Source organism: Sphingopyxis sp. LK2115, assembly GCF_014595975.1.
Classification (GTDB): domain Bacteria; phylum Pseudomonadota; class Alphaproteobacteria; order Sphingomonadales; family Sphingomonadaceae; genus Sphingopyxis.
Genome location: NZ_JABWGQ010000047.1, coordinates 22,733 through 47,638 on the forward strand (window position 1 = coordinate 22,733; position 24,906 = coordinate 47,638).

The window sequence follows — 24,906 nt, forward strand, 5'->3', positions numbered from 1 at the left end:
AGGCGGGGTCCGCTATCGGCGTAACGCAAGCCCGCCCGCCGCCCCCGCCTTCGCGGGGGCAACGGCTGGACATCCGTAGCCTTTACTGTCCCGTCGGGGCGCCGGCGCCAGGCGCGCCGACCGCGCCGATGTTGCCGAAAATATCCTCAAAGAAGCTGCGTTCGCGGCCGAGCGTCGGCGTCTTGTCGCCTTCGGGGCTGATCTTGCTCACCAGTTCGAGCCCGGTGCGGTCGACCGCGGCGACGTTGCCCGCCGCATCAAAGCGCACGCGCAGCACCTGCTGCGCAATCGGTCGCGGCTTGGCAAAGGCAAGCTGGCGTGTTTCGCGCGAGACATAATAATATTCGCCGGTGCCGAACTGGCCGACGAAGGTGGGGCGGCCGAGCGTGCGTTCGACCGATTCGCGATTGTCGACACCGGGGGTGATCGCCTCGGTCAGCGCCGGATCGACCACATAGCCCTGCCGCCCCTTGAGCTGCGCGCAGCCGCTGGTCGCAAGCAGGGCGGCAAGCCCCAGGGCGACGAGGTGCGCGCGGGTGGCGGACAAGGCAGGTATCGCATTCGGCATATCAATCTCCATTGCGCCGGTCCGCCGCTGCATCGGGCGGAGGCGCTGGCTCTCGCGCCTCTTAACCGCAAGCGGTGAGCGCGCACAAGCCGCTTGTGCCGCGGCAAAGCTTGCCACAAGCTGACCGGCGCCCCTTTTCGGGCGACGCGAATCCGCCTAAGCAGCAGCGATGTTTTCCTTCCGCAAATTGTTCCGATCCCAACCCGACCCGCGCGAGGCGCGCCGTCCGCTGTGGCAGGCGATTGTCGCCACTGCGCGCGCGCCGCACTGGTATGCCGAAGGCGGCGTTCCCGATACGCTCGACGGCCGATTCGACATGGTCAGCCTGGTGATGGCGCTGGTGCTGCACCGGATCGACGACGATCCCGATCAGGCACTCGCCGGGGTGCAGCTCACCGAATTGTTCGTAAGCGACATGGACGGGCAGATGCGTCAGATCGGTTTCGGCGACATGGTCGTCGGCAAGCAGGTCGGACGCATGATGGGTGCGCTCGGCGGGCGTCTGGGCGCCTATCGCGCATCCGACGGGTCGGACGCGCTCAAAGCCGCGCTGGTTCGCAACCTGTGGCGCGGCAAGGCGCCGGGCGACGCGGCGCTGGCGCATGTGATGACGAAGGTGGCCGAGTTGCGCGGCGCGCTCGCGGCGATGCCGGTCGCCAGGCTGGTCGCCGCCGACCATCTGCCCGGAGCCGAGCGGTGAGCACAGCGAGCGAGTTTTCGCTGGTCGTCACGCTTGCCGACGCGGCGCAGGGGCGGACGATCGCGGTCGAGGCCGACGTCGCGACGCGCGCGCGAATCGCGGCGCGGCTCGGCCTGATCGCGCTCGATCATTTTGCGCTCGCCGCCAGCCTGCGCGCCGTCGCCGGGGGGCTCGCCGCCACCGGCGAGGTCAGGGCAGAGGTGGTGCAGGCATGCGCCGCCACCGCCCTGCCCGTCGCCGCGCGCATCGCCGAACCCTTCGACCTGCGCTTCCTGCGCGATGTCGATGCCCCCGCGCACGCCGACGATGAGGTGGAGATCGGCCGCGACGAACTCGACCTGCTGCCGCTCGACGGCGACCGCGCCGATATTGGCGAGGCGGCAGTGCAAACGCTGTCGCTCGCGCTCGACCCCTTTCCGCGCCACCCCGACGCGGACCGCATCCTCACCGAAAAGGGCGTGCTGAGCGAAGAAGCGGCGGGGCCGTTTGCGGCGCTCGCCAAGCTGCGCGGCAAGCCGGGGGGTTAACGATCGTCGGGCTTCGGTTGTTCGACATCCTCGACCAGGTCGGCGACCGCGCCGTCGAGACCGCGCTCGTCGTTGCCCCTCGCCTCGCCCGCCGACCTTTCCGCCGCCGGCGCATCCGCCGCCTTATCGTCGCGCGTCGGGGGCAGCGCGCCGCCGAGCGCTTCGGCCAGCCCCTTGAGCTGCTCGCCGATCACGCGGTCGACCGCGGGCGCGACGTCGGCGACCTTGAAGCGCATATAGCCGCCGACGACATAATCGAAACGCAGCGCGCTGCCCGTGGGGGTTTGCTTGATCTGGATGGTCAGCGTGCCGGACAGCGCCTCGCCCTGCAGCGGCCCGAAAGCGCCCGACAGGCGGAGCAACTCGTTGGGCCTGGCGAAAAGGATGCGCGCATGCTGGACGCTGCCGAGCCCGGACCCGGTATCGGGCAGCTTTTCGCAGAAACAGCCCCCCGCCTGCGAATCGAGCCAGAAGTTCGCCGCGTCACCCGACCAGCTATGATCCTTTGACCACCAGTTCTGCGGCATCCGCAGCATTTTCCACACATCCGCGGGCGCCGCCGCGACCTGCGCGGTGTGCGCGACGGTGAAACCGATCTCGCTCTGGTCGATGACCTTGGCGGTCGCGCCGGGCGCGAGGGTCAGTCCACCCGTTGCCAGGATTGCTGCCGCCATCATTTTTTTGACGTTCATCACCCATTCCCCCGCTTGCCGTATCCGGGCTTCGTCACTGCGACCCCGACGAACGCCGGGGGACGCAATCCAGAGCGGCCCTGCACCGTTCTGGATTGCCACGGGCCTGCGACCCTCGCAATGACGATTGAGCGCGGGCGTTATCCAGCGGTGGAGAGGATCGTTTCGATCGCGTCGTTGACCTGGTCGATCGGGGCCATGCCGTCGACATGGGTGACGATGCCGCGCGCCTCGTAAATCGGCAGGATCGGCGCGGTCTTGGCGCGATATTCGGCCATGCGCGTGCGCACCGTTTCCTCATTGTCGTCGGGGCGGCGCTTGAAGTCGTGCGCGCCGCAGACGTCGCAGGTGTCGGCCAGCTTGGGCAGCTTGTAGCGGTCGTGATAGCCTTCGCCGCATTTGGCGCAGCTGAAGCGACCCGTGATGCGGTCGACGAGCGCGTCCTCCTCCACCCGCAGCTCGATCACATGGTCGAGCCTGCGGCCGCGTGCCGACAAAATGCCGTCGAGCGCGTCGGCCTGCGCCGCGGTGCGCGGATAGCCGTCGAAAATCACCGAAACATCGGGGCCGAGTTCGTCAAGCCGCTCGCCGATCAGGCCCGATACGATCGCGTCGGAAACCAGCTCGCCCGCGTCCATCACCGCCTTGGCCTGAAGCCCGATGGGGGTGCCGGCCTTGACCGCGGCGCGCAGCATGTCGCCGGTCGACAGCTGCACCATGCCATGCTCATTCTCGAGCCGCGAAGCCTGCGTGCCCTTGCCTGCCCCCGGCGGCCCGAGCAAAATGATATTGAGCGTCATGGAAGCCCCTGTTCCCGTGCGTGTCGCGGACTGCCCTAACGAAGGCGTCAGCGCCGCGCAACGCCGCCCTTCAATTTCGCCTTCTTGATAAGATCGCCATATTGATGCGCAAGCATGTGGCTCTGGATCTGGCTGATCGTATCGATCGTGACGTTGACGATGATGAGCAGGCTGGTGCCGCCGAGGTAAAAGGGCAGCCCCGACTGGGCGATGAAATATTCTGGAACGAGGCAGATGACCGCGAGATAGGCGGCGCCGATCACCGTGATGCGCGTCAGCACGAAATCGAGGTAGGTGGCGGTGTTCTTGCCCGGACGGATACCCGGAATAAAGCCATTCTGCTTCTTCAGATTCTCGGCGGTTTCTTCAGGGTTGAAGACGACCGCGACGTAAAAGAAGCAGAAGAAGATGATGCCCGCGGCATAGAGCGCCATATAGAGCGGCTGGCCATGCGCGAGATACTGGTTGAGCGTGATCAGGAAATCGCCCCACGCGGTATCCCCCTGGACATCATTGCCCATCATCTGCGTGACCGTGAGCGGCATGAGCAGCAACGACGACGCGAAGATCGGCGGAATCACGCCCGCGGTATTGACCTTCAGCGGCAGGTGGCTGCGTTCGGCCTGCATCACGCCGCGCTGCGTCGCGCGTTTCGGATATTGGACGAGGACGCGGCGTTGCGCGCGCTCCATGAAGCTGATGAAGGCGATGATCGCGATGCCCCCGGCGATGACCGCAACGACGGTGCCGCCGCCCATCGACCCTTCGCGCACCTGCGTGAACATCTGCGCAAAGCTGCGCGGCAACTGGGCAAGGATGCCCGCCATGATGATGAGCGAGACGCCGTTGCCGATGCCGCGGCTGGTGATCTGTTCGCCGAGCCACATCAGGAAAAGCGTGCCGCCGACGATCGAGATGACCGCACCGACGCGGAACATCATGCCGGGATCGACGACCGCGGCAATGCCCTGCGACGCGCCGAGCGTTTCGAGCCCGACGGCAATGAAATAGCCCTGGATCGCGGTGAGCACGACTGTGCCGTAGCGCGTATATTGGTTGAGCTTCTTGCGGCCGCTCTCGCCCTCTTTCTTGAGCGCGGCAAGGCTGGGCGAGAGCGCCGCGGCAAGCTGCACGACGATCGACGCGGTGATATAGGGCATGACGCCGAGCGCGATGATGCTCATGCGCTCCAGGCTGCCGCCCGAGAAGGTATTGAAGATGTCGAGCACGCCGCCCGACGCCGCCTGCGAATAAAGGTTCGCCAGCGCGACCGGGTCGACGCCGGGCAGCGGCACGAACGACAGGAAGCGAAAGACGATCAGCGCGCCGATCGTGAACCAGATGCGGTTCTTGAGTTCGGTCGCCTGACCGAATTTCGAGAAATTGAGGTTGGAAGCAAGCTGGTCGGCGCGAGAGGCCATGGGTGTTTTCCTCGAGGATAGTCCGGACCGCGCCCCCCGCGACCCGGCGCCTATGTGCGTTCGCCGGTCACGAAGCGCAAGGGGAAAGGCCATATTTGCAGCGCAACCCGTCGCTACCGGCCTGATCAACCGTTCGCATCGAGCGAAGTCGAGATGCCCCTCGATCATGCGCTGTTCCGATGGGTGTCTCGACTTCAACCGGAGCTGAAGTTTATCCTGAGCGGCTGCAAGGCAGTCGATCGGCTCGACACGAACCGGAAATGATGTCGCCACATGTTGAGGGGCAGCCCTTTCGAACCGCCCCTCTGCAATCTCTTATTCGCCCTTGGCGTCGTCTGCCTTGGCGGGAAGTTCGACCTTGCCGCCGGCCTTTTCGACCGCCGCGATCGCGCCCTTCGACGCACCGGCGACCGCGAAGGTCAGTTTGGCCGTCAGTTCGCCCTTGGCAAGCAGACGCACGCCGTCCTTGCCGCCGCGCGCGACGCCCGCCGCCTTGAGCGCGGCATGATCGACGGTCTTCTTGACGTCGATCTTCTTCGCATCGACCAGCTTCTGGATCATGCCCAGATTGACGATGGCGAAATCCTTGCCGAAGATATTGTTGAAGCCGCGCTTGGGCAGACGCATGTGGAGCGGCATCTGGCCGCCCTCGAAGCCGTTGATCGCGACGCCGCTGCGCGCTTTCTGGCCCTTCTGGCCGCGGCCCGCGGTCTTGCCCTTGCCCGATCCGATGCCGCGTCCGACGCGCATCCGGCCCTTGCGGGCGCCGTTGTTGTCACGAAGTTCGTTAAGCTTGATTGTCATGTCTTGCACTCGCTTTCGCTATGTTCGCGCTATGGACCGGTGTCAGTCCGGTTCGATTTCACTCGATGGCTGGAAGCCCGGATAAGGCCCGGCCTTTTCCATCACGATGGCCTGCGCGACATGCGCGCGGCCGTCGACACTGGTGATCGCGGGACTGCCGTGAAGCTGCCACCCCCGGTTGAGCAATCCCTCGACCCGCGCGCAGAAGGCGGCATCGTCGGGACCGGTCAACAGGCGGTAGAGCTTCATGGCCTTTTTAGCCCTCGACGACTTCCACCATATGCGGAAGCTTGCGGATCATGCCGCGCACTTCGGGCGTGTCGACCAGTTCGACCTCGCGGTGCATCTTGCCCAGCCCGAGGCCGGTCAGGATCTTGCGCTGGTCCTTGGGACGACGGATCGGCGAGCCGATCTGGCGGATCTTGATCTTCTTGTCGGCCATCGTCTTACTCCGTCACCGCCGCGGCTTCAGCCTCGGCCGCGCGGTCGGACGCACCGCCGCGCTTGATCAGGTCCGAAACCTTCTTGCCGCGGCGCTGCGCGACCGATTTCGGGCTGGTCTGTTCGCCGAGCGCCTCGAACGTCGCGCGGATCATGTTATAGGGGTTCGACGTGCCGACCGACTTGGTCACCACATCGGCCACGCCCAGCGATTCGAATACCGCGCGCATCGGGCCACCGGCGATGATGCCGGTCCCGGCGGGCGCCGAACGCAGCGTCACATTGCCCGCACCGAAGTGGCCGCGGCCGTCATGGTGCAGCGTGCGGCCATCGCGCAGCGGAACGCGAATCATCGCCTTCTTCGCGGCTGCGGTCGCCTTGGAGATGGCTTCGGGCACTTCACGCGCCTTGCCATGACCGAAACCGACACGGCCCTTGCCGTCGCCGACGACGACGAGCGCGGCAAAGCCGAAGCGCTTGCCGCCCTTCACCGTCTTCGACACGCGGTTGATGTGGACAAGCTTCTCGATCAGCTCTTCGCCGCCATCCTCGCCCTGCGGGCGACGATCGTCGCGGCGACCGCGGCCGCCTTCGCGGCCACCACGACCGCCATCGCGGCCGCCCCGGCCACGGCGGGGGGCGCCGGTGTTTTCGGTCGCTTCGCCAGCGCCTTCGGCGTTCTGTACTTCGTCAGCCATCATTAGAACTCCAATCCGCCTTCGCGCGCGGCGTCGGCCAGCGCCTTGATGCGCCCGTGGAACAGAAAGCCGCCACGGTCGAACACAACCTGCGTCACGCCCGCCTTCTTGGCGGCGGCGGCAAGGCGCTTGCCGACATCGGCAGCAGCGGCCGTGGTCGCGCCCGTCTTGCCGCGGACATCCTTGTCGAGCGTCGAGGCGGCGGCCAGCGTCGTGCCCGCGGCGTCATCGATGAGCTGTGCATAGATGTGGCGGCCCGAACGGTGAACCGACAGGCGCGGACGCCCGGCGGCGCGCTGGCGGAGCGCGGTGCGAACGCGCTGGCGGCGTTTTTCGAAAGGGGTAAGATGTGCCATGGCTTACTTCTTCTTGCCTTCTTTGCGGAAGATGAACTCGCCGCGATATTTGATGCCCTTGCCCTTATAGGGTTCGGGCTTGCGCCAACGGCGGATTTCCGCCGCGACCTGGCCGACCTTCTGCTTGTCGATGCCGCTGATCTCGATCGTCGTGTTGTCCGGCGTCTTGATCTCGATGCCTTCGGGCACCGCAAAATCGACGTCGTGGCTGTAACCGAGCTGCAGTTTCAGATTCTTGCCCTGCGCGTTGGCGCGATAGCCGACGCCGGTGATCTCGAGCACCTTGGTGAAGCCCTCGGTCACGCCCGTGACAAGATTTTGCACCAAAGTCCGCTGCATGCCCCAGAAGGCGCGTGCTTCGCGGCTGTCGTTCGCGGGCTGCACCGAAATGCTGCCGTCGCCGACTTCATATTTGATGTTGTCGGACAGCGACATGGCGAGCGTGCCCTTCGGCCCCTTGACCGACAGCGTGCCGCCGTCGATCGCGGCGGTGACGCCGCTCGGAATCTCGACTGCCTTTTTACCAATGCGCGACATCAGAACACCTCCGCCAGCACTTCGCCGCCGACATTCTGTTCGCGGGCTTCGGCGTCCGACAGGACGCCGCGCGGGGTCGACACGATGGTGATGCCAAGGCCGTTGCGCACGATCGGCAGCTCTTTCGAGCCCGAATAGACGCGGCGGCCCGGCTTGGACACGCGGGCCACGTGGCGGATCGCCGGCTGGCCCTCGAAATATTTCAGTTCGATGCGAATGCCCTTGTGCTGGCCCTTGGCGCCCAGCGCTTCTTCGCTGTAGCCGCGGATATAGCCTTCGCGCTGGAGGACATCGAGAACACGGACGCGCAGCGTCGAAGCCGGCGTCAGGACACTGTCCTTCTTCGCCTGCTGGCCGTTGCGGATGCGGGTGAGCATATCACCCAGGGGATCGGTCATTGCCATCTTCTAGTCCCTTACCAGCTCGACTTCACAACGCCCGGGATCAGGCCCTTGTTGGCCAGATCGCGAAGCTGCACGCGGCACAGCCGGAATTTGCGATAATAGGCGCGCGGGCGGCCCGTCAGCTCGCACCGGTTGCGGATGCGGGTCGGGTTGCCGTTGCGCGGGATTTCCGCCATCTTGAGGCGCGCGATCAGGCGCTCGCCATCGTCGAGCGAGGTATCCGCGGCCATCGCCTTCAGCTTCGCATAACGGCCGGCATATTTCTTCACCAGCTTCTTGCGACGCTCATTCTTGTTTACCGAACTCAGTTTCGCCATGACTTAAGTTCTCTTTCCTTCTTGAAAGAGCCGGCCCGGTCCCGTGGAAGGGATCAGGCGGCTTCCTTTTCCTGCGCTTCGATCGGGAAGGGGAAGCCGAACAGCCTGAGCAGTTCGCGGGCCTCTTCATCGGTGCGAGCGGTGGTGGTGACGATCACGTCCATGCCGCGAACCTGGTCGATGCGGTCATAGTTGATCTCGGGGAAGATGATCTGCTCTTTCAGGCCCATGGCATAATTGCCACGGCCGTCGAAGCTCTTCGCCGACACGCCGCGAAAGTCGCGGATACGCGGCATCGCGATCGTGATCAGCCGGTCGAGGAACTCATACATGCGTTCACGGCGCAGGGTGACCTTGCAACCGATCGGCATGCCTTCACGCAGCTTGAACTGCGCGATCGACTTCTTCGCGCGGGTGACGACGGGCTTCTGGCCGGCGATCAGCTCCATTTCGGCTGCCGCGGCTTCGACCTTCTTCTTGTCCTGCGTCGCTTCGCCGACGCCCATGTTGAGCGTGATCTTTTCGATCTTCGGCACTTCCATCGCATTCTTGTAACCGAATTTCTCGGTCATCGCCTTGACGATCTTGTCGTCATACAGCTTCTTCATGCGCGGGGTGTAATTGTCAGCCATTGATCGTCTCCCCGGACTTCACGGCCACGCGGACCTTCTTGCCGTCCCTGGTTTCAAAGCGCACGCGCGTCGGCTTGCCGGTCTTGGGGTCGGCGAGCGCGACCTTGCTCGCGAACAGCGGCGCTTCCTTGCGCTCAAGACCGCCCTGCGGGTTCTGCTGGCTCGGCTTGCGGTGGCGCGTGATGACATTGACGCCCGCGACCACGACCTTGCCATCCTTCGGCAGGCTCTGCACGACTTCGCCGGTCTTGCCCTTGTCCTTGCCGGACAGAACGACGACCGTATCGCCCTTCTTGATCTTGTTCGCCATGGTCAGAGCACCTCCGGCGCCAGGCTGATGATCTTCATATAGCCGCGGCCGCGCAGTTCGCGCACGACGGGGCCAAAGATACGGGTGCCGATCGGCTCTTCATTCTTGTTGACGAGCACGGCGGCATTGCTGTCGAAACGGATCACCGATCCATCGGCGCGGCGCACATCCTTGGCGGTGCGAACGATGACGGCGCGATGCACGTCGCCTTTCTTCACCTTGCCGCGCGGCTGTGCTTCCTTGATCGACACGACGATGACGTCGCCCACGCCGGCGGTGCGGCGCTTCGACCCGCCCAGCACCTTGATGCACTGGACGCGCTTCGCGCCGCTGTTGTCGGCGACTTCCAATTGTGACTGCATCTGGATCATCGATGCATTTCCTTCTTCCTTGGCCTACCGGGCCGTCCCGGCGGTTCCGTGAAAATCTGACGAAGCCCTCAGGCCTCGGCCGCTTTCGTCTTGGCCCGGGTTTCGACCTTGTCGAGAACCTTCCAGGTCTTCAGCTTCGAAATCGGCTTCGTTTCTTCGATGCGGACGGTTTCGCCAGCCTTGATGGCATTGTCCTCATCGTGGGCGTGATATTTTTTCGAACGGCGGATGATCTTGCCATAAAGGGGGTGCTTCACCTTCCGTTCGACCTTGACCACGACGGTCTTGTCGCCCTTGTCGGACACCACCGTGCCGGTCAGAATGCGCTTCGGCATGACGTGTCTCCTTATTTCGCGGCCGAGCGCGCGCGCTCGGTCTGCACGGTCTTGATGCGGGCGATCGAGCGCCGCACTTCCTTGACGCGCGAGGGCTTTTCGAGCTGGCCGGTCGCCGCCTGGAAGCGGAGGTTGAATGCCTCGCGCTTCAGCTCGCCAAGCTGTTCGGCGAGCTGATCGTCGGTCTTGGCCTTGAAATCTTCGGTCTTGGCCATGTCCTTAACCCTCCAGGTGCGAGGTGTCGCCGAGGCGGGCGACGACCTTCGTCTTGATCGGCAGCTTCATCGCCGCACGCTCGAACGCCAGCGCGGCCACGGGGCCGGGAACGCCGTCGAGTTCAAACAGGATGCGGCCGGGCTTGACGCGGGCCGCCCAATATTCGGGCGAACCCTTGCCCTTGCCCATGCGGACTTCGGCGGGTTTCGACGATACGGGAACGTCGGGGAACACGCGGATCCACAGGCGACCCTGACGCTTGATCGCACGGCTGATCGCGCGGCGCGCCGCTTCGATCTGGCGCGCGGTGATGCGCTCGGGCTCCATCGCCTTCAGGCCGTAGGAGCCGAAGTTCAGGCTGGTTCCGCCCTTGGCATTGCCATGGATGCGGCCCTTGAACGCCTTGCGAAACTTGGTTTTTTTCGGTTGCAGCATGTCAGCGTTCCTTAGCGGCGATCTTCACGCGCCGGACGGACGCCGGTCGTCTGCGCGTCGAGCATCAGACGGTCGGTCGCCATCGGGTCGTGACCCAGGATCTCGCCCTTGAAGATCCACACCTTGATCCCGCACACGCCATAGGCGGTGTGCGCTTCGGCCTCGGCATAATCGACATTGGCGCGCAGCGTGTGCAGCGGCACGCGGCCCTCGCGATACCATTCGGTGCGCGCGATTTCCGCGCCGCCCAGACGGCCGGCGCAGTTGATGCGGATGCCTTCGGCGCCAAGGCGCATCGCCGACTGGACCGCGCGCTTCATCGCGCGGCGGAAGGCGACGCGGCGTTCGAGCTGGTCGGCAATGCCCTGCGCGACGAGCTTGGCGTCGACTTCAGGCTTGCGGATTTCGACGATGTTCAGCGACACGTCGCTGCCCGTCATCTCGCCCAGCTTCTTGCGCAGCTTTTCGATGTCGGCGCCCTTCTTGCCGATGATGACGCCCGGACGGGCGGCATAGATCGACACGCGGCACAGCTTTGCGGGACGCTCGATCACGACCTTCGAGATCGCGGCTTGCGGCAGGGTCTTGAACACATATTGGCGGATCTTCAGATCCTCGACCAGCATGCGGCCATAATCCTGGCCCTCGGCGAACCAGCGGCTGTCCCAGGTGCGGTTGACCTGCAGGCGCAGGCCGATCGGATTGCTCTTCTGGCCCATCTTACGCCTCTTCTTCCTGTTCGCGCACGACGATGCGGATGCGGCTGAACGGCTTGACGATCCGGGTCGACTTGCCGCGGCCGCGTGCATGCCAGCGCTTCATCGAGAGCGACTTGCCGACGCTCGCTTCCTTGACGACGAGCGCGTCGACGTCGAGGTTGTGGTTATTTTCCGCGTTGGCGACGGCGCTGGCGAGAACCTTGCGCACGTCGACCGCCATCGCCTTCTTCGAGAAAGCGAGGACGTTCATCGCGTCTTCGACCTTGCGGCCGCGGATCAGCGCGGCGACGAGGTTGAGCTTCTGCGCCGAGCCGCGAATCTGCGTGCCGACCGAGAGCGCCTCATTGTCCGCAACGCGGCGGGGGGACTTTTGCTTGCCCATTAGCGTTTGCCCTTCTTGTCGGCCGCGTGGCCGGGGAAAAAGCGCGTCGGCGCAAATTCACCCAGCTTCATGCCGACCATGTCTTCATTGACCGACACCGGCACGAACTTGCGGCCGTTGTAGACGTTGAAGGTCAGCCCGACGAACTGCGGCAGGATGGTGGACCGGCGCGACCAGGTCTTGATCGGCGCAGTACTGCCGCTGTCCTGGGCCGTTTCGGCTTTCTTGAGGAGATGAAGGTCCACGAACGGACCCTTCCAGACCGAGCGAGCCATGGCTTACCTCTTCTTCTTCGCGTGACGCGACCGGATGATCATCTTGTCGGTCGACTTGTTATGACGGGTCCGGGCGCCCTTGGTCGGCTTGCCCCAGGGGGTGACCGGATGACGGCCGCCCGAGGTGCGGCCTTCGCCACCGCCGTGCGGGTGGTCGACCGGGTTCTTCGCGACACCGCGCGTCAGCGGACGCTTGCCCATCCAGCGATTGCGGCCGGCCTTGCCAAGGTTGGTGTTCTGGTTGTCGGGGTTCGACACCGCACCGACCGTGCCCATGCACTCGCCGCGGATGTAACGCTGTTCGCCCGATCCCAGGCGCACGATCACCAGGCCGCGGTCGCGACCCACGACCTGCGCATAGGTGCCCGCCGAACGCGCGATCTGGCCGCCCTTGCCCGGCTTCATCTCGATATTGTGGACGATCGTGCCGACCGGCATCTGCGCAAGTTCCATCGCATTGCCCGGCTTCACGTCGGTCTTCTTGCCCGCGACGATCGTGTCGCCGACCGCCAGGCGCTGCGGCGCGAGGATGTAGGCCTGCGTCCCGTCTTCATATTTGACCAGCGCGATGAACGCCGTGCGGTTGGGGTCATATTCCAGCCGCTCGACCGTCGCCGGCATGTCCCACTTACGACGCTTGAAGTCGATGAAGCGGTATTTCTGCTTGTGCCCGCCGGCGATGCCGCGCGAGGTCACATGCCCCTTGTTGTTGCGGCCGCCGGTCTTGCGCTTGCCTTCGGTCAGCGCCTTGACGGGCTTGCCCTTCCACAGCGCCGACTTGTCGACAAGGATCAGGCCGCGCTGTCCGGGGCTGGTCGGATTATAGGATTTGAGTGCCATTTTTCTGCCTTCCCCTATCCGTCAGACGCCGGTGGTGACGTCGATCGACTGGCCTTCGGCCAGGCGGACGATCGCCTTCTTCACGTCGCTGCGGGTGTAGGGCTTGCCCTTCCAGCGCTTCGTCTTGCCCTTGGCGACGAGCGTGTTCACGCCCACCACCTTGACATCGAACAGCGCCTCGACGGCGGCCTTGATCGCGGGCTTGGTCGCGTCGCGCGCGACCTTGAACACCACGGCGTTGTTTTCGCTGAGCAGCGTCGACTTTTCGGTGATCACCGGAGCGAGGATCACGTCATAGTGACGCGCGTCGACTGTTTTTGCCTTAGCCATTGCAGCGTGCCTCCAGCTTTTCGACCGCCGCGCGGGTCAGGACCAGCGTGTCGGCACGGACGATGTCATAGACATTGGCGCCAATCGCGGGCAGCGCATCGACACCAATCAGGTTGGCCGAAGCCATCGCAAAGCTTTCGTGCACCGCGTCCCCGTCGATGAAAAGCGCGCGATTGCCAAGCGCGAGCTTGCCGAGCTTGTCGGCAAGCAGCTTGGTCTTCGCGTCCTTGAGTTCGAGCGAGTCGAGAACGACGAGCTTGCCGCCCTTCGCCTTGTCGCTCAGCGCCATCTTGAGGCCGAGCGTGCGAATCTTCTTGTTCAGCGAATGGCCGAAGGTGCGCGCCCGCGGGCCGTGCGCCTTGCCGCCGCCGATGAAGACCGGCGCCTTGCGGTCGCCGTGACGCGCGGTGCCGCCGCCCTTCTGGCGACCGAATTTCTTGCCGGTGCGGGCAACGTCGCTGCGCTCGCGCGCGGCCCGCGCCGGAGCGCGCCGCTTTTCGAGCTGCCAGGCAACGACGCGGTGCAGGATGTCGGCACGCGCATCGACGCCGAAAACGTCGTCGTTAAGGTCGATGTCGGCGCCAGCCTTGCCATCGAGGGTCTGAACCTTGACCTTCATGATCAGGACTCCTGTGCGCCGTCGGTGGCCGCGGTGTCGACGACAGCCTCTTCGGCCGGCGTTTCGACCGGCGCGTCAGCCGGGGCAGTGTTGGTGTTGGCCGCGCTCTTGATGCTCGCCGGATAAGGCGCATCGGGGTGACGCGGCAGCTTCACCGCATCGCGGACGAGCAGCCAACCGCCCTTCGAGCCGGGAACCGAGCCCTTGACGAAGAGGAGGCCGCGCTCGACGTCGGTGCGGACGATTTCGAGATTCTGCTGGGTGCGATTGCGCGCGCCCATGTGGCCCGCCATCTTCTTGTTCTTGAAAACGCGGCCAGGATCCTGGCGGTTGCCCGTCGAACCATGCGCACGGTGGCTGATCGAAACGCCGTGGGTCGCGCGCATACCGCCAAAACCCCAGCGCTTCATCGCGCCCGCAAAGCCCTTGCCCTGCGTCACGCCCTGGATGTCGACCATCTGGCCGGCGACGAAATGATCGGCCGACAGTTCGGCGCCCACGTCGAGCGTCGCGTCGTCGGCGACGCGGAATTCGACGAGCTTCGCCTTGGGCTCGACTTCGGCTTTGCCATAAGCGCCGCGCTGCGGCTTGGCGACATTCTTCGCCTTCGCCGAGCCGGCACCGAGTTGCACGGCCACATAGCCGTCGCGTTCCTTATCGCGCACGGAGACGACCTGGCAGCCTTCAAGGCTCAGGACGGTGACGGGCACATGGCGGCCGTCGTCCTGAAACAGGCGGGTCATCCCCATTTTTTTCGCGATCACGCCAGTCCGCATGATCCATACTCCTGAACAGAGGCCGGGCGGACCATTCCGCACGGCTTGCGGGAAGCCACGGGTCGAAACCCGGCGGCCACCCACCCAGCCCATCATTTCGATGCATCGCCCCGTCCGGGCTGAGGTGCCGCCGATCCCGAAGGAGCTGGCGACGAGACGGGGGACGCAGCCCGGTCAGAGATGCTTCCGATGGAAGCGACCGGCGGTATCCACCGAAACCTGAATCTGTTCCTGCGAAAGCAGGAACCCAGGGCGGTTTCAGCGCGGCCTGGCGGCCGCTTCTACCCTGGGCTCCGGATCAAGTCCGAAGCACGCCGGCCAATCAGGCCAGCTTGATCTCAACATTCACGCCCGCGGCAAGATCGAGCTTCATCAGCGCGTCGACCGTCTGCGGGGTGGGCTGCACGATGTCGAGCAGCCGCTTGTGGGTGCGCACCTCGAACTGCTCGCGCGACTTCTTGTCGATGTGCGGACCGCGGTTCACGGTGAATTTTTCGATGCGCGTCGGAAGCGGGATCGGGCCGCGAATGAGCGCGCCCGTGCGACGTGCCGTGTCGGCAATGTCGGTGGTGGCCTGATCGAGCACGCGGTGATCAAAGGCCTTCAGGCGAATGCGTATATTCTGCGTTTCCATGACTGTTCCAGTCGAATCCCGTCTAACGATGCGAAAGAGCCGAAATGGCCTGCTCCCGCTTCCGCGACGGAAGCCGGATCGGCCATCAAAAACCTTTAAGCTACGAGCCGCGCGAATCGGTCCGAATCGCGCGGCTCGCGGCCCTATATTACTTTGTGACGGTCGCCACAACCCCTGCGCCGACCGTGCGGCCGCCTTCGCGGATCGCGAAGCGCAGGCCCGGGTCCATGGCGATCGGAGCGATCAGCTTGACCGACAGCTGGACGTTGTCGCCCGGCATGACCATCTCGGTGCCTTCGGGGAGGATGACCTCGCCGGTGACGTCGGTGGTGCGGAAGTAGAACTGCGGACGATAGTTGGCAAAGAACGGCGTGTGACGGCCGCCTTCGTCCTTCGACAGGACATAGACCTCCGAAGTGAATTCGGTGTGCGGCGTGATCGAGCCGGGCTTCGCCAGAACCTGGCCACGCTCGACCTCTTCACGGCCGACGCCGCGGATCAGCGCGCCGATATTGTCGCCGGCCTGCCCCTGGTCGAGCAGCTTGCGGAACATTTCGACGCCGGTAACGACCGTCTTCTTGGTGTCCTTGATGCCGACGATTTCGACTTCTTCGCCAACCTTGACGACGCCGGTTTCGACACGACCGGTGACGACGGTGCCGCGACCCGAGATCGAGAAAACGTCTTCGATCGGCATCAGGAAGGGCTTGTCGAGCGGACGTTCCGGCTGCGGGATCCAGCTGTCGACGGCTTCCATCAGCTTCAGAATCGCTTCCTTGCCGATGTGGTCGTCGCGGCTTTCGAGCGCCGCGAGCGCCGAGCCGGCGATGATCGGAATATTGTCGCCGTCGAAATCGCGCTTCGACAATTCTTCGCGGATTTCGAGTTCGACGAGTTCGAGCAGTTCGGGATCGTCGAGCTGGTCGACCTTGTTAAGGAAGACGACCATCGTCGGAACGCCGACCTGCTTCGCAAGCAGGATGTGCTCCTTGGTCTGCGGCATCGGGCCGTCGGCAGCCGACACGACGAGGATCGCGCCGTCCATCTGCGCGGCGCCGGTGATCATGTTCTTCACATAGTCGGCGTGGCCCGGGCAGTCGACGTGCGCATAGTGGCGGTTCTTGGTTTCATATTCGACGTGCGCGGTCGAGATGGTGATGCCGCGCTCGCGCTCTTCGGGCGCCTTGTCGATGTTTTCGAAATCGACCTTCTGCGACAGCCCCTCTTCGGCGAGCACCTTGGTGATCGCGGCGGTCAGCGAGGTCTTGCCATGGTCGACGTGACCGATGGTGCCGATGTTGCAGTGCGGCTTCGTCCGCTCAAATTTAGCCTTGGCCATGATATTGAACCTTCTTGTTCGATGTGTTTCCGTTGATCAGTCCGGACGAGCCCGCTGAATCAGGCGCCGCCCTTAGTAGGCTTTGCCGCGCGGTGCAAGCCCGCGCGGCCCAGACCTGTCAGGCCATTTTGGCCTTCACTTCTTCCGCGACATTGTTCGGCACTTCTTCATAGTGCGAGAACTGCATCGTGTATTGCGCGCGTCCCTGGGTAAAGGACCGCAGCTGGTTGACGTAGCCGAACATATTGGCAAGCGGGACCATCGCTTCAACCACCTGGGCGTTGCCGCGGCTGTCGGTGCCCTGGATCTGTCCGCGGCGGCTGTTGAGGTCGCCGATGACGTCGCCCATAAACTCCTCGGGGGTGACGACTTCGACCTTCATCACCGGTTCGAGCAGCTTGATGCCCGCCTTCGCCGCGACTTCGCGCATCGCCGCGCGCCCCGCGATTTCGAACGCCAGCGCCGACGAGTCGACGTCGTGATAGGCCCCGTCGGTCAGCCGGATTTCGAAGTCGATGATCGGAAAGCCGATCATGTGGCCGTTTTCGGCTGCCTCGCGCATCCCCTTTTCGACCGACGGGATATATTCGCGCGGAATGTTGCCGCCCTTGATCTCGTCGATGAAAGTGATGCCGCTGCCGCGTTCGCCGGGGGCGACGCTGACCTTGACGCGGCCGAACTGGCCCGAACCGCCCGACTGCTTCTTGTGCGTGTAGTCGACCTCGACCGGCTTCGCGAGCGATTCGCGATACGCCACCTGCGGCGCGCCGACATTCGCTTCGACCTTGAACTCGCGCTTCATGCGATCGACAAGGATGTCGAGGTGAAGCTCGCCCATGCCCTTGATGATCGTCTGGCCCGATTCATGGTCGGTCGACACGCGGAACGACGGATCCTCGGCCGCAAGGCGGCTGAGCGCGATGCCCATCTTTTCCTGGTCGGCCTTGGTCTTGGGTTCGACCGACAGCTCGATCACCGGCTCGGGGAACTCCATCCGTTCGAGGATGATCGGCGCGTTGGCGGCGCAGAGCGTGTCCCCGGTGGTGGTTTCCTTGAGGCCCGCGAGCGCGACGATGTCGCCGGCGAAGGCTTCCTCGATGTCCTCGCGGCTGTTCGCGTGCATCAGCAGCATACGGCCGATCTTTTCCTTCTTGTCCTTCACCGAGTTCAGATAGCTGCCCTTGGTGAGGGTGCCCGAATAGATGCGGGCGAAGGTGAGCGAGCCGACAAACGGGTCGTTCATGATCTTGAACGCGAGCATCGACAGCGGTGCCGAATCCGACGTCGCGCGCGAATCGGGTTGTTCCGTGGTCGGGTTGATGCCCTGAACGTCGGGAATGTCGAGCGGCGAAGGCAGATAATCGACGACCGCGTCGAGCAGCGGCTGGACGCCCTTGTTCTTGAACGCCGAACCGCACAGCACCGGGACGAACGCCTGACTCAGCGTCCCCTTGCGGATCAGCGCCTTCAGCGTCGCAACGTCGGGAAGATTGCCTTCGAGATAGGCTTCCATCGCGGCGTCGTCCTGTTCGACGGCAAGCTCGACGAGCTTTTCGCGATATTCGGCAGCCTTGTCGACGAGGTCGGCGGGAATCTCTTCATAGAAGAATTCGGCGCCGAGGCTTTCGTCCTTCCAGATGATCGCGCGCTCGTTGACAAGGTCGACGAGGCCCTTGAAGTCCGATTCCGCGCCGATGGGCAGATAGAGGACGGCCGGCGTCGCACCCAGACGATCGATGATGGTCTGGACGCAATAATAGAAATTGGCGCCGGTGCGGTCGAGCTTGTTGATGAAGCACATCCGCGGAACCTTGTACTTGTCCGCCTGGCGCCACACCGTTTCGGACTGCGGCTCGACGCCCGCCACGCCGTCGAACGCCGCGACCGCACCGTCGAGGACGCGAAGCGAGCGTTCGACTTCGATCGTGAAGTCGACGTGTCCGGGCGTGTCGATGATGTTCAGGCGATGTTCGGGCCCCTTGCCCTCATCGGCCTTCCAAAAACAGGTCGTCGCGGCCGACGTGATGGTGATGCCGCGTTCCTGCTCCTGCTCCATCCAGTCCATCGTCGCCGCGCCGTCATGGACTTCGCCGATCTTGTAGGACTTGCCGGTGTAATAGAGGATGCGCTCGGTCGTCGTGGTCTTGCCGGCGTCGATGTGCGCCATGATACCGAAATTGCGATAGCGTTCGAGCGGATGGCTGCGTGCCATGATTTTTTCCTTGGATTTGGGGGGAGGCCTTTGGCGCCGCCCCCGATATAGGAAGTTTTGTTGCGATTGCGCGACGGGCCAAAGACCCGCCGCCCCTTACCAGCGGTAGTGGCTGAAAGCGCGGTTCGCTTCGGCCATGCGGTGCGTGTCTTCGCGCTTCTTCACCGCGTTACCGCGATTGTTCGAGGCATCGAGCAACTCGCCCGACAGCCTGGCTGCCATGGTGGTTTCGCTGCGGTTGCGCGCCGCGGTGATCAGCCAGCGGATTGCGAGCGCCTGCGCGCGGTCGGGGCGGACCTCGACCGGAACCTGATAGGTGGCACCGCCGACGCGGCGGCTGCGCACTTCGATGTTCGGGCGGATGTTCGCCAGCGCTTCGTGGAACACGCCCAGCGGTTCCTTCTTGGCGCGGGCCTCGACCGCCTCGAGCGCACCGTAAACGATGCTTTCGGCGACGGACTTCTTCCCGTCCAGCATGACGCTGTTCATGAATTTCGACAGCACAACGTCCCCGAAACGGGGATCGGGCAGGATTTCGCGGCGCTCAGGACGACGACGACGAGCCATGGGTAATTCCTTTTACAACAGCATCCCGGCACAAAGGCAGCGCGGGATGATCCAATGCCGAAGAAGCGGGGCCTTATTTGGGCCGCTTCGCGCCGTATTTCGAACGGCTCTGCTTGCGGTCCTTCACACCCTGCGTGTCAAGCACGCCGCGCAGGACGTGGTAACGCACACCGGGAAGGTCGCGGACGCGGCCGCCGCGGATCAGCACGACGCTGTGTTCCTGGAGGTTGTGGCCTTCGCCGGGGATGTAGGTGATGACTTCGCGGCTGTTGGTCAGGCGGACCTTCGCGACCTTGCGGAGCGCCGAGTTCGGCTTTTTCGGGGTCGTCGTATAGACACGGGTGCAAACGCCGCGCTTTTGCGGGTTTGCGTCCATCGCCGGGACCTTGGACTTCACCTTCTGGGGAGTCCGGCCCTTGCGGACCAGCTGGTTGATCGTGGGCATGAATGCTTCACCTTTTTGTGTTCGCCCATCAAAGCGAACGGTTACTCTGCCGCGGGGGATGAAGCTCCGGCCCCGCCCCGCCTTAAATGGCGGAAAACGGCCGACCTGATAACAGCAAAAGACCCCGGCCGATCGCATGATCTTCCGGAGGCTCCATCCGCGCCAGCAATGTTCAAGCGCTGTTGTGACTCGAAAACCGCGACAAAGCGCTATTCCCGAACTGGCGGCCCTCTAGCCGCGAACGGCCCCCCGGTCAATGGGGTGTGCGCTCGGCGGCCTATTCGTCATTATAGATCGCCACCTCATGCACGCCGTCGCTGGTCAGTCGGCCGCGATACATGCCCTCGGTATTGAAGCTGAACGCCGAACGGCCGTCCGGCCCCGCGACGATCACCCCGCCCGATCCGCCGAGCGCCAGCACCTCGGCCATCACCGCGTCGGCCGCCTGTTGCAGCGATTCCCCCGCCAGCCGCACCCGCGCGCAGATTTCGTGCGCAACGCCGACGCGGATGAAATATTCGCCCGCCCCCGTCGCCGACACCGCGCAAGCGCGATCGTCGGCATAGGTGCCCGCGCCGATGATCGGCGCATCGCCGATCCGTCCCCATCTTTTGCCCGTCAGACCGCCCGTCGAGGTGGCCGCGGCAAGATGACCGCGCGCGTCGCGCGCCACCGCGCCGACGGTCCCGAACTTCTGGTCGATGTCATACGAAGAAACGGCCTTCGCACCCGCCTCGCGGCGCAGAAACTCGTCGATCTGCTCGCGGCGATGCGGTGTCGCGAACCAGGCGGGATCCATCTGCTCGACCCCGCGGTCGGCGCCGAATCGGTCGGCGTCGGCACCGGTCAGCATGACATGCCGCCCGTCGCGCAGCACCGCGCGCGCCACCGCGACCGGATGGCGGCTGGTCGTCAACCGCGCGACCGCCCCCGCCGCGCGCGTGCGGCCGTCCATGATCGCAGCGTCGAGTTCGTTGGTGCGGTCGTGGGTGAAGACGGCGCCGCGCCCTGCGTTGAACAGCGGGTCGTCCTCCATCAGCTCAACCGCCGCCTGCACCGCGTCGAGCGCACTGCCGCCTTTTGCCAGCACCGCCCGCCCCGCCATGAGCGCCGCGTCGATCGCCGCGCGATAGTCGGCGTCCTGCTCCGCCGTGATACGGTCGCGGCGGATGGTGCCCGCACCGCCGTGAACGAGGAGCGTCCATCCGCCGGTTGTCGCCGGAGTCTCGGCGGTGTCGGCGCGCGTTTCACCGGGCGGCGTCACCGCATCGGCAAAGGGCTGCGGTGCGGCGGTCTGTGCAGCGGCGAGCGCGGCGGCGACAAGCGAAAGGATCATCGTTCATTCCTTGAGCAAACGGGAGCGATGCGAAGCATGCGGCTCAATCGACCACCCGGCCCCTTGCCATCACGAAATCGACCTTCTTGAGCACGCGCACATCGGCGAGCGGATCGCTTGCGACCGCGATGATGTCGGCGCTCTTGCCTGGCGCGATCGTGCCGATCTCGTCGGCGAGACCGAGAAGGTCGGCGGCGTTCACCGTCGCGGCCTTCAGCGCCTCGACAGGAGTCATGCCGTGCTGGACCATCAGCTCGAACTCGTCGCCGTTGCGGCCGTGCTTCGACACACCGGCATCGGTACCGAAGGCGATGCGCACGCCGCGCGGCACAAGTTGCTCCAGGCTCTTTCCGGTGATCGCGATGCGCCACCGGATCTTGGCAAGCACATCGGGTTCATAGGCGTCCGGGTTGGCGGCCAGCCGTTCCTTGTACCCGTTCACGGTGGAAAGCGTCGGAACATAATAGGTTTTCGATTTCGCCCAGGCGGCGATCGTCGCCTCGTCGAGGATCGTGCCATGCTCGATCGAATCGGCCCCGGCGGCGAGCGCGAGGCGGATGCCGTCGGCGCCGTGCGCGTGGACCGCGACCTTTTTGCCGAACATATGCGCGGTATCGACGATCGCCTGCGCTTCGTCGTCGAACATCTGTTTGCCCAGGCCCGCCCCGATCCGGCTGTTGACCCCGCCGGTCGATGCGAATTTGATGACGTCGGCGCCGCGCCCGATCTGGAGTCGCACCGCGCGGCGGCAATCGTCGGCGCCGTTGCAGGTGTTGCCCGCGCCCGCGAAAAAGGGCCGCAACTCGTCGCGATAGCCCAGGGAACCGTCCATATGCCCCGCGCTGCCCGAAATGCTCGCCCCCGCATCGACGATGCGCGGCCCCTGCACCTTGCCCGCGCGAATCGCGTCCCTCAGCGCCAGCGTCACCCCGTCGCCGTCGCCGAGGTTGCGCACGGTGGTGAAGCCCGCGCGGAGCGTCTTCATCCCGTTGACCTCGGCATTGAACGCCTGCGCCGCGGGGCTGAGCGTCATTTCCTCGAGCTGGCCCGCGAGTCCGCCCGCGTCGCTGGTCAGATGGACGTGGCTGTCGATAAGTCCCGGCAGGACATATTTGTCCTTGAGGTCGATCAGCGTCGCGCCCGCCCCGGCGGGTTGGTGGCCGTCGGCGATACTGACAATCCTGCCGCCTTCGACCACGATCGTCGCAGCGCCGCGCGCGGGCTTGCCCGGCTCGGCAAGCAAATGCCCGGCGTGAATCACGATGCGCGCGGGTGCCTGGGCAGCGAGCGGCGTGGCAAGCGCCGCGCCCACCAGCGCGAGCGAAGTCAGATGGAAAGGCTTCATCCTGCGTCCCCTATTCGGTGTCGCAGGCCGTTAAAGCCGATCAGAAGCCCATCGTAAAGCGCAGCGCGGCCCCTTTATCGTCGGGCATGGCGGCGATATGCCCCGGATCGCGTCGCCACCAGCCGTTGGCGACGACGTCGCCGCCGAACAGCGGCAGCGCATAGCTCGCCTCGACCACCAGTTCGCGGCCGGTGGGGGCGAGGTTATAGGCGCGGCGACCGAAATCGGCGCTGCCGCTGGCATAGTCGTAAGCGACCGGCAGCATCAGGTCGATGCCGCCGCGCGCGACGCGCAGCGGCTGCGCGAACCGCAGCGCGGCGCGGTCGCCCGGCCGCGCCAGTCCCACCGTTGCGACATCGAGCGAAAAAGCGCTCGACCAGAGCGCGCCCCCGGCGACGAGTCCGCGCGCGTCAGGGCGCGTCCACATCTGCCGCCAGGCGGCGGCGATTTGCCAGCCGCGCGGCGTATCGAACGCCAGCCGCGCATCCCCGACAAGGCTGGTCGCGCCGCCCGCGCCGAAAAGCGGGCCGAGCCGCGCGCCGAGCAGGCTGCCCGATTCGCGAAGCCAGCTTGCACCCAATGCTGCACCCAGCGGACCGAAACGGCCGTCCCATGACGCGCCAAAGCGCTGATAATGGCTGTCGCGGTGGAAACGATAGCGAAGCAGCGGGTCGTCATGCCAGCGCAAGCCCGCCACCAAACCAGTTTCGCCATATAAGTTAATATATTGATTTTTCGTGATATTATGACGAATTATCGTCCCGATACCGGGGTTTGCGGCAAAGCCGATCCCTTCGTGCGCGGCGTCGCCGATCAGCATGGCATGGCCGCTTTCGCCGCGCTCGCCGGCAAGCAGCCCGCCCGTCCCGCGCCCCGCCGCGAAGCCGAGGCGCGTGCGCGGGCCGAGCCGCGTCATCACCGAGGCGGCGAGCGCGCGCGCCCGCCGCGCATCGTGAAAGGACAAGCCCGCAAGGGCGTCGCTGCCGCCTGCTCCCGGCGCGGTGACGAGCGAAAGCGCCAGCGACCGGTTGGCTGCGCTTTGCTGGCGGACGAGCCCGCCGATCGCCCCCGTCAGTTTGAAATCGGGGCGGCGCTGCGCAAGCGACTGGCCGAAATCGACATGGAAGGCGCGGCCGAATCCGTCGGTGACAAGCCCCGTCGCACCGCCGCCGGCATCGCCCATCGGCCCGCCCAAAATGCCGAGCGGCGTGCCCAGCGCCACCGCCGTCGGGGTGCCCGCCAGCGTCGTTGCCCCCATCGGCTGAAAAGCGCGCGCGATGTCGAGGATGCCCTGGCCATAGACGGCATCGTCGCCCGCCGCCCCCGCATCACGCGCCGATTGATAAAGCAGCTCGACGATCTGCTGGCTGGTCAGATTGGGGAAAGCCTGCGCGATCAGCGCGACGGCCCCGGCAACCTGCGGCGCGGCGAAGCTGGTGCCGTTGAGCAGGAAGACGAAATTGCCTTCGGTCTTGAGCGCGCCATTTTCATAGACGCAGCACACGCCTTCACCGAGCGCCGACAGATAAGAGGAAGCATAGGCCCCCGCGCGATTGCTGAAATCCGAAATCGCGCCATTCTTGTCGACCGATCCGGCGATGATGACCAGCCCGCCGCCCGCATCGCGCAGCCCCTGCGCAAAGCGGCCGGGGTTGTTCGGGTCGTTGCCGCCCGCGGTCGTATCGCCCTCGTTCCCCGCCGAGAGGATGACGATGATCCCCGCCGCGGTCGCGCGCGACACCGCGGCGCGGAGCGTCGCACCGGGCGGATCGTCGCCGCCGAGCGAGATGTTGACGACGCGCGCGCCCGCGCTCACCGCGCGGTCGAGTCCCGCCGCGATCGCGCTTTCGGGATAGCGGCAGCCACTTTCGTCATTCGACGGATCCTCGGTCGCGCAGCTGCCGGGCTGGTCGGCGCGCAACACGAGCAGGTTCGCATTGAAGGCGATACCCATCGTGCCCGCATCATTTTTCCCGCCGAGCAGCACCTGCGCGACATTGGTGCCGTGGCTCCCCTCGCCGTCGATCCCGCGCGACCCGGCAAGGTCCGCCGAGAGTGGCGATATGCGCCCGGCAAATTCGGGGCTGTCCACGTCGATCCCGTCGTCGATCACTCCCGCCAAAATCCCCTGCCCGCTCGCCCCAGCCCGATAGGCGGTGATCGCGCCATGGAAATTGACGCCGTCGGAGCGGCGCACCTCGGCCGTGTCGAAATTGCCCGTCGGTGGCGGAGTCGGCGTGGGTGTCGGGGTCGGCGTCGGAGCCGGGGCTGGCGGCGGGGCCGGAGTCGGCGAAGGGCCAGCACCGCCACCGCACGCAGCGAGCGTGAGCGACGCAAGGCCGAGCAAAAGCGGCAGGGGGCGCGCGGCCATCCGCCGGATATGCTTGCGTCGCTTCGCGTCGGCCATCGCGATTCCCCTGATATTTAGGTCGTCCGGGCAAAGGCCGGGACGACGATCTGGATAACATCGCACCGCTTTGTGCCATAGACATTGCCGGAAGGTAAAACGCACGGCCTTGCCCC

At 65.2% G+C, this 24,906-nt stretch carries 35 protein-coding genes; 2 read left to right on the forward strand and 33 right to left on the reverse strand.

The window, feature by feature from the left end:
- Positions 1-82 precede the first annotated feature (82 nt).
- The gene (locus HUW43_RS10235; protein WP_188237314.1) at positions 83-568 is read right to left on the reverse strand and encodes an outer membrane protein assembly factor BamE; all 486 of its coding nucleotides are present in this window, start codon (positions 566-568) and stop codon (positions 83-85) included.
- Positions 569-737: 169 nt separating this feature from the next.
- Here HUW43_RS10235 and HUW43_RS10240 point away from each other — a divergent pair, with 169 nt between their 5' ends.
- Positions 738-1,268 carry a ubiquinol-cytochrome C chaperone family protein gene (locus HUW43_RS10240; RefSeq protein WP_188237315.1) on the forward strand — a complete coding sequence of 177 codons (531 nt, stop codon included), beginning with the start codon at positions 738-740 and terminating at the stop codon, positions 1,266-1,268.
- Positions 1,265-1,795, forward strand: a complete 531-nt coding sequence (locus HUW43_RS10245; RefSeq protein WP_188237316.1) for a YceD family protein — start codon at positions 1,265-1,267, stop codon at positions 1,793-1,795. Before HUW43_RS10240 ends, HUW43_RS10245 begins: the two co-directional genes overlap by 4 nt.
- On the opposite strand, the gene HUW43_RS10250 is transcribed toward HUW43_RS10245, so the two are convergent.
- The 32 genes from HUW43_RS10250 to HUW43_RS10405 form a co-directional block, all read right to left on the reverse strand.
- The gene (locus HUW43_RS10250; RefSeq protein ID WP_223181456.1) at positions 1,792-2,487 is read right to left on the reverse strand and encodes a hypothetical protein; all 696 of its coding nucleotides are present in this window, start codon (positions 2,485-2,487) and stop codon (positions 1,792-1,794) included. The two genes, HUW43_RS10245 and HUW43_RS10250, sit on opposite strands and share 4 nt — an antisense overlap.
- Before the next feature lie 140 nt (positions 2,488-2,627).
- Entirely contained in the window at positions 2,628-3,287 is a 660-nt protein-coding gene (locus HUW43_RS10255) for an adenylate kinase (protein ID WP_188237317.1), read from the reverse strand.
- Between the two features lie 47 nt (positions 3,288-3,334).
- Positions 3,335-4,708, reverse strand: a complete 1,374-nt coding sequence (secY, locus tag HUW43_RS10260) for a preprotein translocase subunit SecY (protein ID WP_188237318.1) — start codon at positions 4,706-4,708, stop codon at positions 3,335-3,337.
- Between the two features lie 315 nt (positions 4,709-5,023).
- Positions 5,024-5,512, reverse strand: a complete 489-nt coding sequence (gene rplO, locus HUW43_RS10265) for a 50S ribosomal protein L15 (RefSeq protein ID WP_188237319.1) — start codon at positions 5,510-5,512, stop codon at positions 5,024-5,026.
- A 42-nt stretch (positions 5,513-5,554) separates the two neighbouring features.
- Positions 5,555-5,761 carry a DUF1737 domain-containing protein gene (locus HUW43_RS10270; RefSeq protein WP_120221720.1) on the reverse strand — a complete coding sequence of 69 codons (207 nt, stop codon included), beginning with the start codon at positions 5,759-5,761 and terminating at the stop codon, positions 5,555-5,557.
- Between the two features lie 7 nt (positions 5,762-5,768).
- Complete coding sequence (gene rpmD / locus HUW43_RS10275) at positions 5,769-5,954, reverse strand: 50S ribosomal protein L30 (RefSeq protein ID WP_120221719.1); 186 nt, start codon at positions 5,952-5,954, stop codon at positions 5,769-5,771.
- Positions 5,955-5,958: 4 nt separating this feature from the next.
- Positions 5,959-6,651, reverse strand: a complete 693-nt coding sequence (gene rpsE, locus HUW43_RS10280) for a 30S ribosomal protein S5 (protein ID WP_223181457.1) — start codon at positions 6,649-6,651, stop codon at positions 5,959-5,961.
- 2 nt (positions 6,652-6,653) lie between these two features.
- Positions 6,654-7,007: a 50S ribosomal protein L18 gene (rplR, locus tag HUW43_RS10285; protein ID WP_120221718.1), complete on the reverse strand. Its 354-nt coding sequence runs from the start codon at positions 7,005-7,007 to the stop codon at positions 6,654-6,656.
- Between the two features lie 3 nt (positions 7,008-7,010).
- Positions 7,011-7,544 (reverse strand): 50S ribosomal protein L6, encoded by a 534-nt coding sequence (rplF, locus tag HUW43_RS10290; protein WP_188237320.1) that lies wholly within the window; start codon positions 7,542-7,544, stop codon positions 7,011-7,013.
- Positions 7,544-7,948 (reverse strand): 30S ribosomal protein S8, encoded by a 405-nt coding sequence (gene rpsH / locus HUW43_RS10295; protein WP_011543074.1) that lies wholly within the window; start codon positions 7,946-7,948, stop codon positions 7,544-7,546. Before rpsH ends, rplF begins: the two co-directional genes overlap by 1 nt.
- A gap of 11 nt (positions 7,949-7,959) precedes the next feature.
- The gene (gene rpsN / locus HUW43_RS10300; protein ID WP_188237321.1) at positions 7,960-8,265 is read right to left on the reverse strand and encodes a 30S ribosomal protein S14; all 306 of its coding nucleotides are present in this window, start codon (positions 8,263-8,265) and stop codon (positions 7,960-7,962) included.
- Between the two features lie 53 nt (positions 8,266-8,318).
- Positions 8,319-8,897: a 50S ribosomal protein L5 gene (gene rplE / locus HUW43_RS10305; protein ID WP_188237322.1), complete on the reverse strand. Its 579-nt coding sequence runs from the start codon at positions 8,895-8,897 to the stop codon at positions 8,319-8,321.
- Entirely contained in the window at positions 8,890-9,207 is a 318-nt protein-coding gene (rplX, locus tag HUW43_RS10310; protein ID WP_188237323.1) for a 50S ribosomal protein L24, read from the reverse strand. The genes rplE and rplX overlap by 8 nt, the downstream gene beginning before the upstream one ends.
- A 2-nt stretch (positions 9,208-9,209) precedes the next feature.
- Positions 9,210-9,578, reverse strand: a complete 369-nt coding sequence (rplN, locus tag HUW43_RS10315) for a 50S ribosomal protein L14 (RefSeq protein ID WP_011543078.1) — start codon at positions 9,576-9,578, stop codon at positions 9,210-9,212.
- Positions 9,579-9,646: 68 nt separating this feature from the next.
- Positions 9,647-9,913, reverse strand: a complete 267-nt coding sequence (rpsQ, locus tag HUW43_RS10320) for a 30S ribosomal protein S17 (protein WP_188237324.1) — start codon at positions 9,911-9,913, stop codon at positions 9,647-9,649.
- 11 nt (positions 9,914-9,924) lie between these two features.
- The gene (rpmC, locus tag HUW43_RS10325; RefSeq protein ID WP_188237325.1) at positions 9,925-10,128 is read right to left on the reverse strand and encodes a 50S ribosomal protein L29; all 204 of its coding nucleotides are present in this window, start codon (positions 10,126-10,128) and stop codon (positions 9,925-9,927) included.
- Positions 10,129-10,132: 4 nt separating this feature from the next.
- Positions 10,133-10,564: a 50S ribosomal protein L16 gene (gene rplP, locus HUW43_RS10330; RefSeq protein ID WP_120221711.1), complete on the reverse strand. Its 432-nt coding sequence runs from the start codon at positions 10,562-10,564 to the stop codon at positions 10,133-10,135.
- A gap of 11 nt (positions 10,565-10,575) precedes the next feature.
- Positions 10,576-11,283 carry a 30S ribosomal protein S3 gene (gene rpsC / locus HUW43_RS10335; protein ID WP_188237326.1) on the reverse strand — a complete coding sequence of 236 codons (708 nt, stop codon included), beginning with the start codon at positions 11,281-11,283 and terminating at the stop codon, positions 10,576-10,578.
- Position 11,284: 1 nt separating this feature from the next.
- Positions 11,285-11,665 carry a 50S ribosomal protein L22 gene (gene rplV, locus HUW43_RS10340; protein ID WP_120221709.1) on the reverse strand — a complete coding sequence of 127 codons (381 nt, stop codon included), beginning with the start codon at positions 11,663-11,665 and terminating at the stop codon, positions 11,285-11,287.
- Positions 11,665-11,940, reverse strand: coding sequence for a 30S ribosomal protein S19 (gene rpsS / locus HUW43_RS10345; protein WP_188237327.1), 276 nt, complete (start codon positions 11,938-11,940; stop codon positions 11,665-11,667). The genes rplV and rpsS overlap by 1 nt, the downstream gene beginning before the upstream one ends.
- 3 nt (positions 11,941-11,943) lie before the next feature.
- Positions 11,944-12,780, reverse strand: a complete 837-nt coding sequence (gene rplB / locus HUW43_RS10350; RefSeq protein WP_188237328.1) for a 50S ribosomal protein L2 — start codon at positions 12,778-12,780, stop codon at positions 11,944-11,946.
- A 21-nt stretch (positions 12,781-12,801) separates the two neighbouring features.
- Complete coding sequence (locus HUW43_RS10355; RefSeq protein WP_188237329.1) at positions 12,802-13,110, reverse strand: 50S ribosomal protein L23; 309 nt, start codon at positions 13,108-13,110, stop codon at positions 12,802-12,804.
- Positions 13,103-13,729 carry a 50S ribosomal protein L4 gene (gene rplD / locus HUW43_RS10360; protein WP_188237330.1) on the reverse strand — a complete coding sequence of 209 codons (627 nt, stop codon included), beginning with the start codon at positions 13,727-13,729 and terminating at the stop codon, positions 13,103-13,105. The genes HUW43_RS10355 and rplD overlap by 8 nt, the downstream gene beginning before the upstream one ends.
- Positions 13,730-13,731: 2 nt before the next feature.
- Positions 13,732-14,505 (reverse strand): 50S ribosomal protein L3, encoded by a 774-nt coding sequence (gene rplC, locus HUW43_RS10365; RefSeq protein ID WP_188237331.1) that lies wholly within the window; start codon positions 14,503-14,505, stop codon positions 13,732-13,734.
- Between the two features lie 322 nt (positions 14,506-14,827).
- Complete coding sequence (gene rpsJ, locus HUW43_RS10370) at positions 14,828-15,139, reverse strand: 30S ribosomal protein S10 (RefSeq protein ID WP_011543089.1); 312 nt, start codon at positions 15,137-15,139, stop codon at positions 14,828-14,830.
- Between the two features lie 148 nt (positions 15,140-15,287).
- A complete protein-coding gene (tuf, locus tag HUW43_RS10375; RefSeq protein WP_188237332.1) occupies positions 15,288-16,478 on the reverse strand; it encodes an elongation factor Tu in 1,191 nt (396 codons plus the stop codon).
- A 118-nt stretch (positions 16,479-16,596) separates the two neighbouring features.
- Positions 16,597-18,690, reverse strand: a complete 2,094-nt coding sequence (gene fusA, locus HUW43_RS10380; protein WP_188237333.1) for an elongation factor G — start codon at positions 18,688-18,690, stop codon at positions 16,597-16,599.
- A 96-nt stretch (positions 18,691-18,786) separates the two neighbouring features.
- Entirely contained in the window at positions 18,787-19,257 is a 471-nt protein-coding gene (gene rpsG, locus HUW43_RS10385) for a 30S ribosomal protein S7 (RefSeq protein ID WP_003042192.1), read from the reverse strand.
- Positions 19,258-19,330: 73 nt separating this feature from the next.
- A complete protein-coding gene (rpsL, locus tag HUW43_RS10390) occupies positions 19,331-19,702 on the reverse strand; it encodes a 30S ribosomal protein S12 (protein ID WP_058805196.1) in 372 nt (123 codons plus the stop codon).
- Positions 19,703-19,979: 277 nt separating this feature from the next.
- Entirely contained in the window at positions 19,980-21,038 is a 1,059-nt protein-coding gene (locus HUW43_RS10395; RefSeq protein ID WP_223181458.1) for an isoaspartyl peptidase/L-asparaginase family protein, read from the reverse strand.
- Positions 21,039-21,081: 43 nt separating this feature from the next.
- On the reverse strand, positions 21,082-22,383 hold the full coding sequence (locus HUW43_RS10400) for a metal-dependent hydrolase family protein (protein WP_188237334.1): 1,302 nt from the start codon (positions 22,381-22,383) through the stop codon (positions 21,082-21,084).
- 40 nt (positions 22,384-22,423) lie between these two features.
- Positions 22,424-24,790, reverse strand: coding sequence for a S8 family peptidase (locus HUW43_RS10405; RefSeq protein ID WP_188237335.1), 2,367 nt, complete (start codon positions 24,788-24,790; stop codon positions 22,424-22,426).
- Positions 24,791-24,906: the final 116 nt, after the last annotated feature.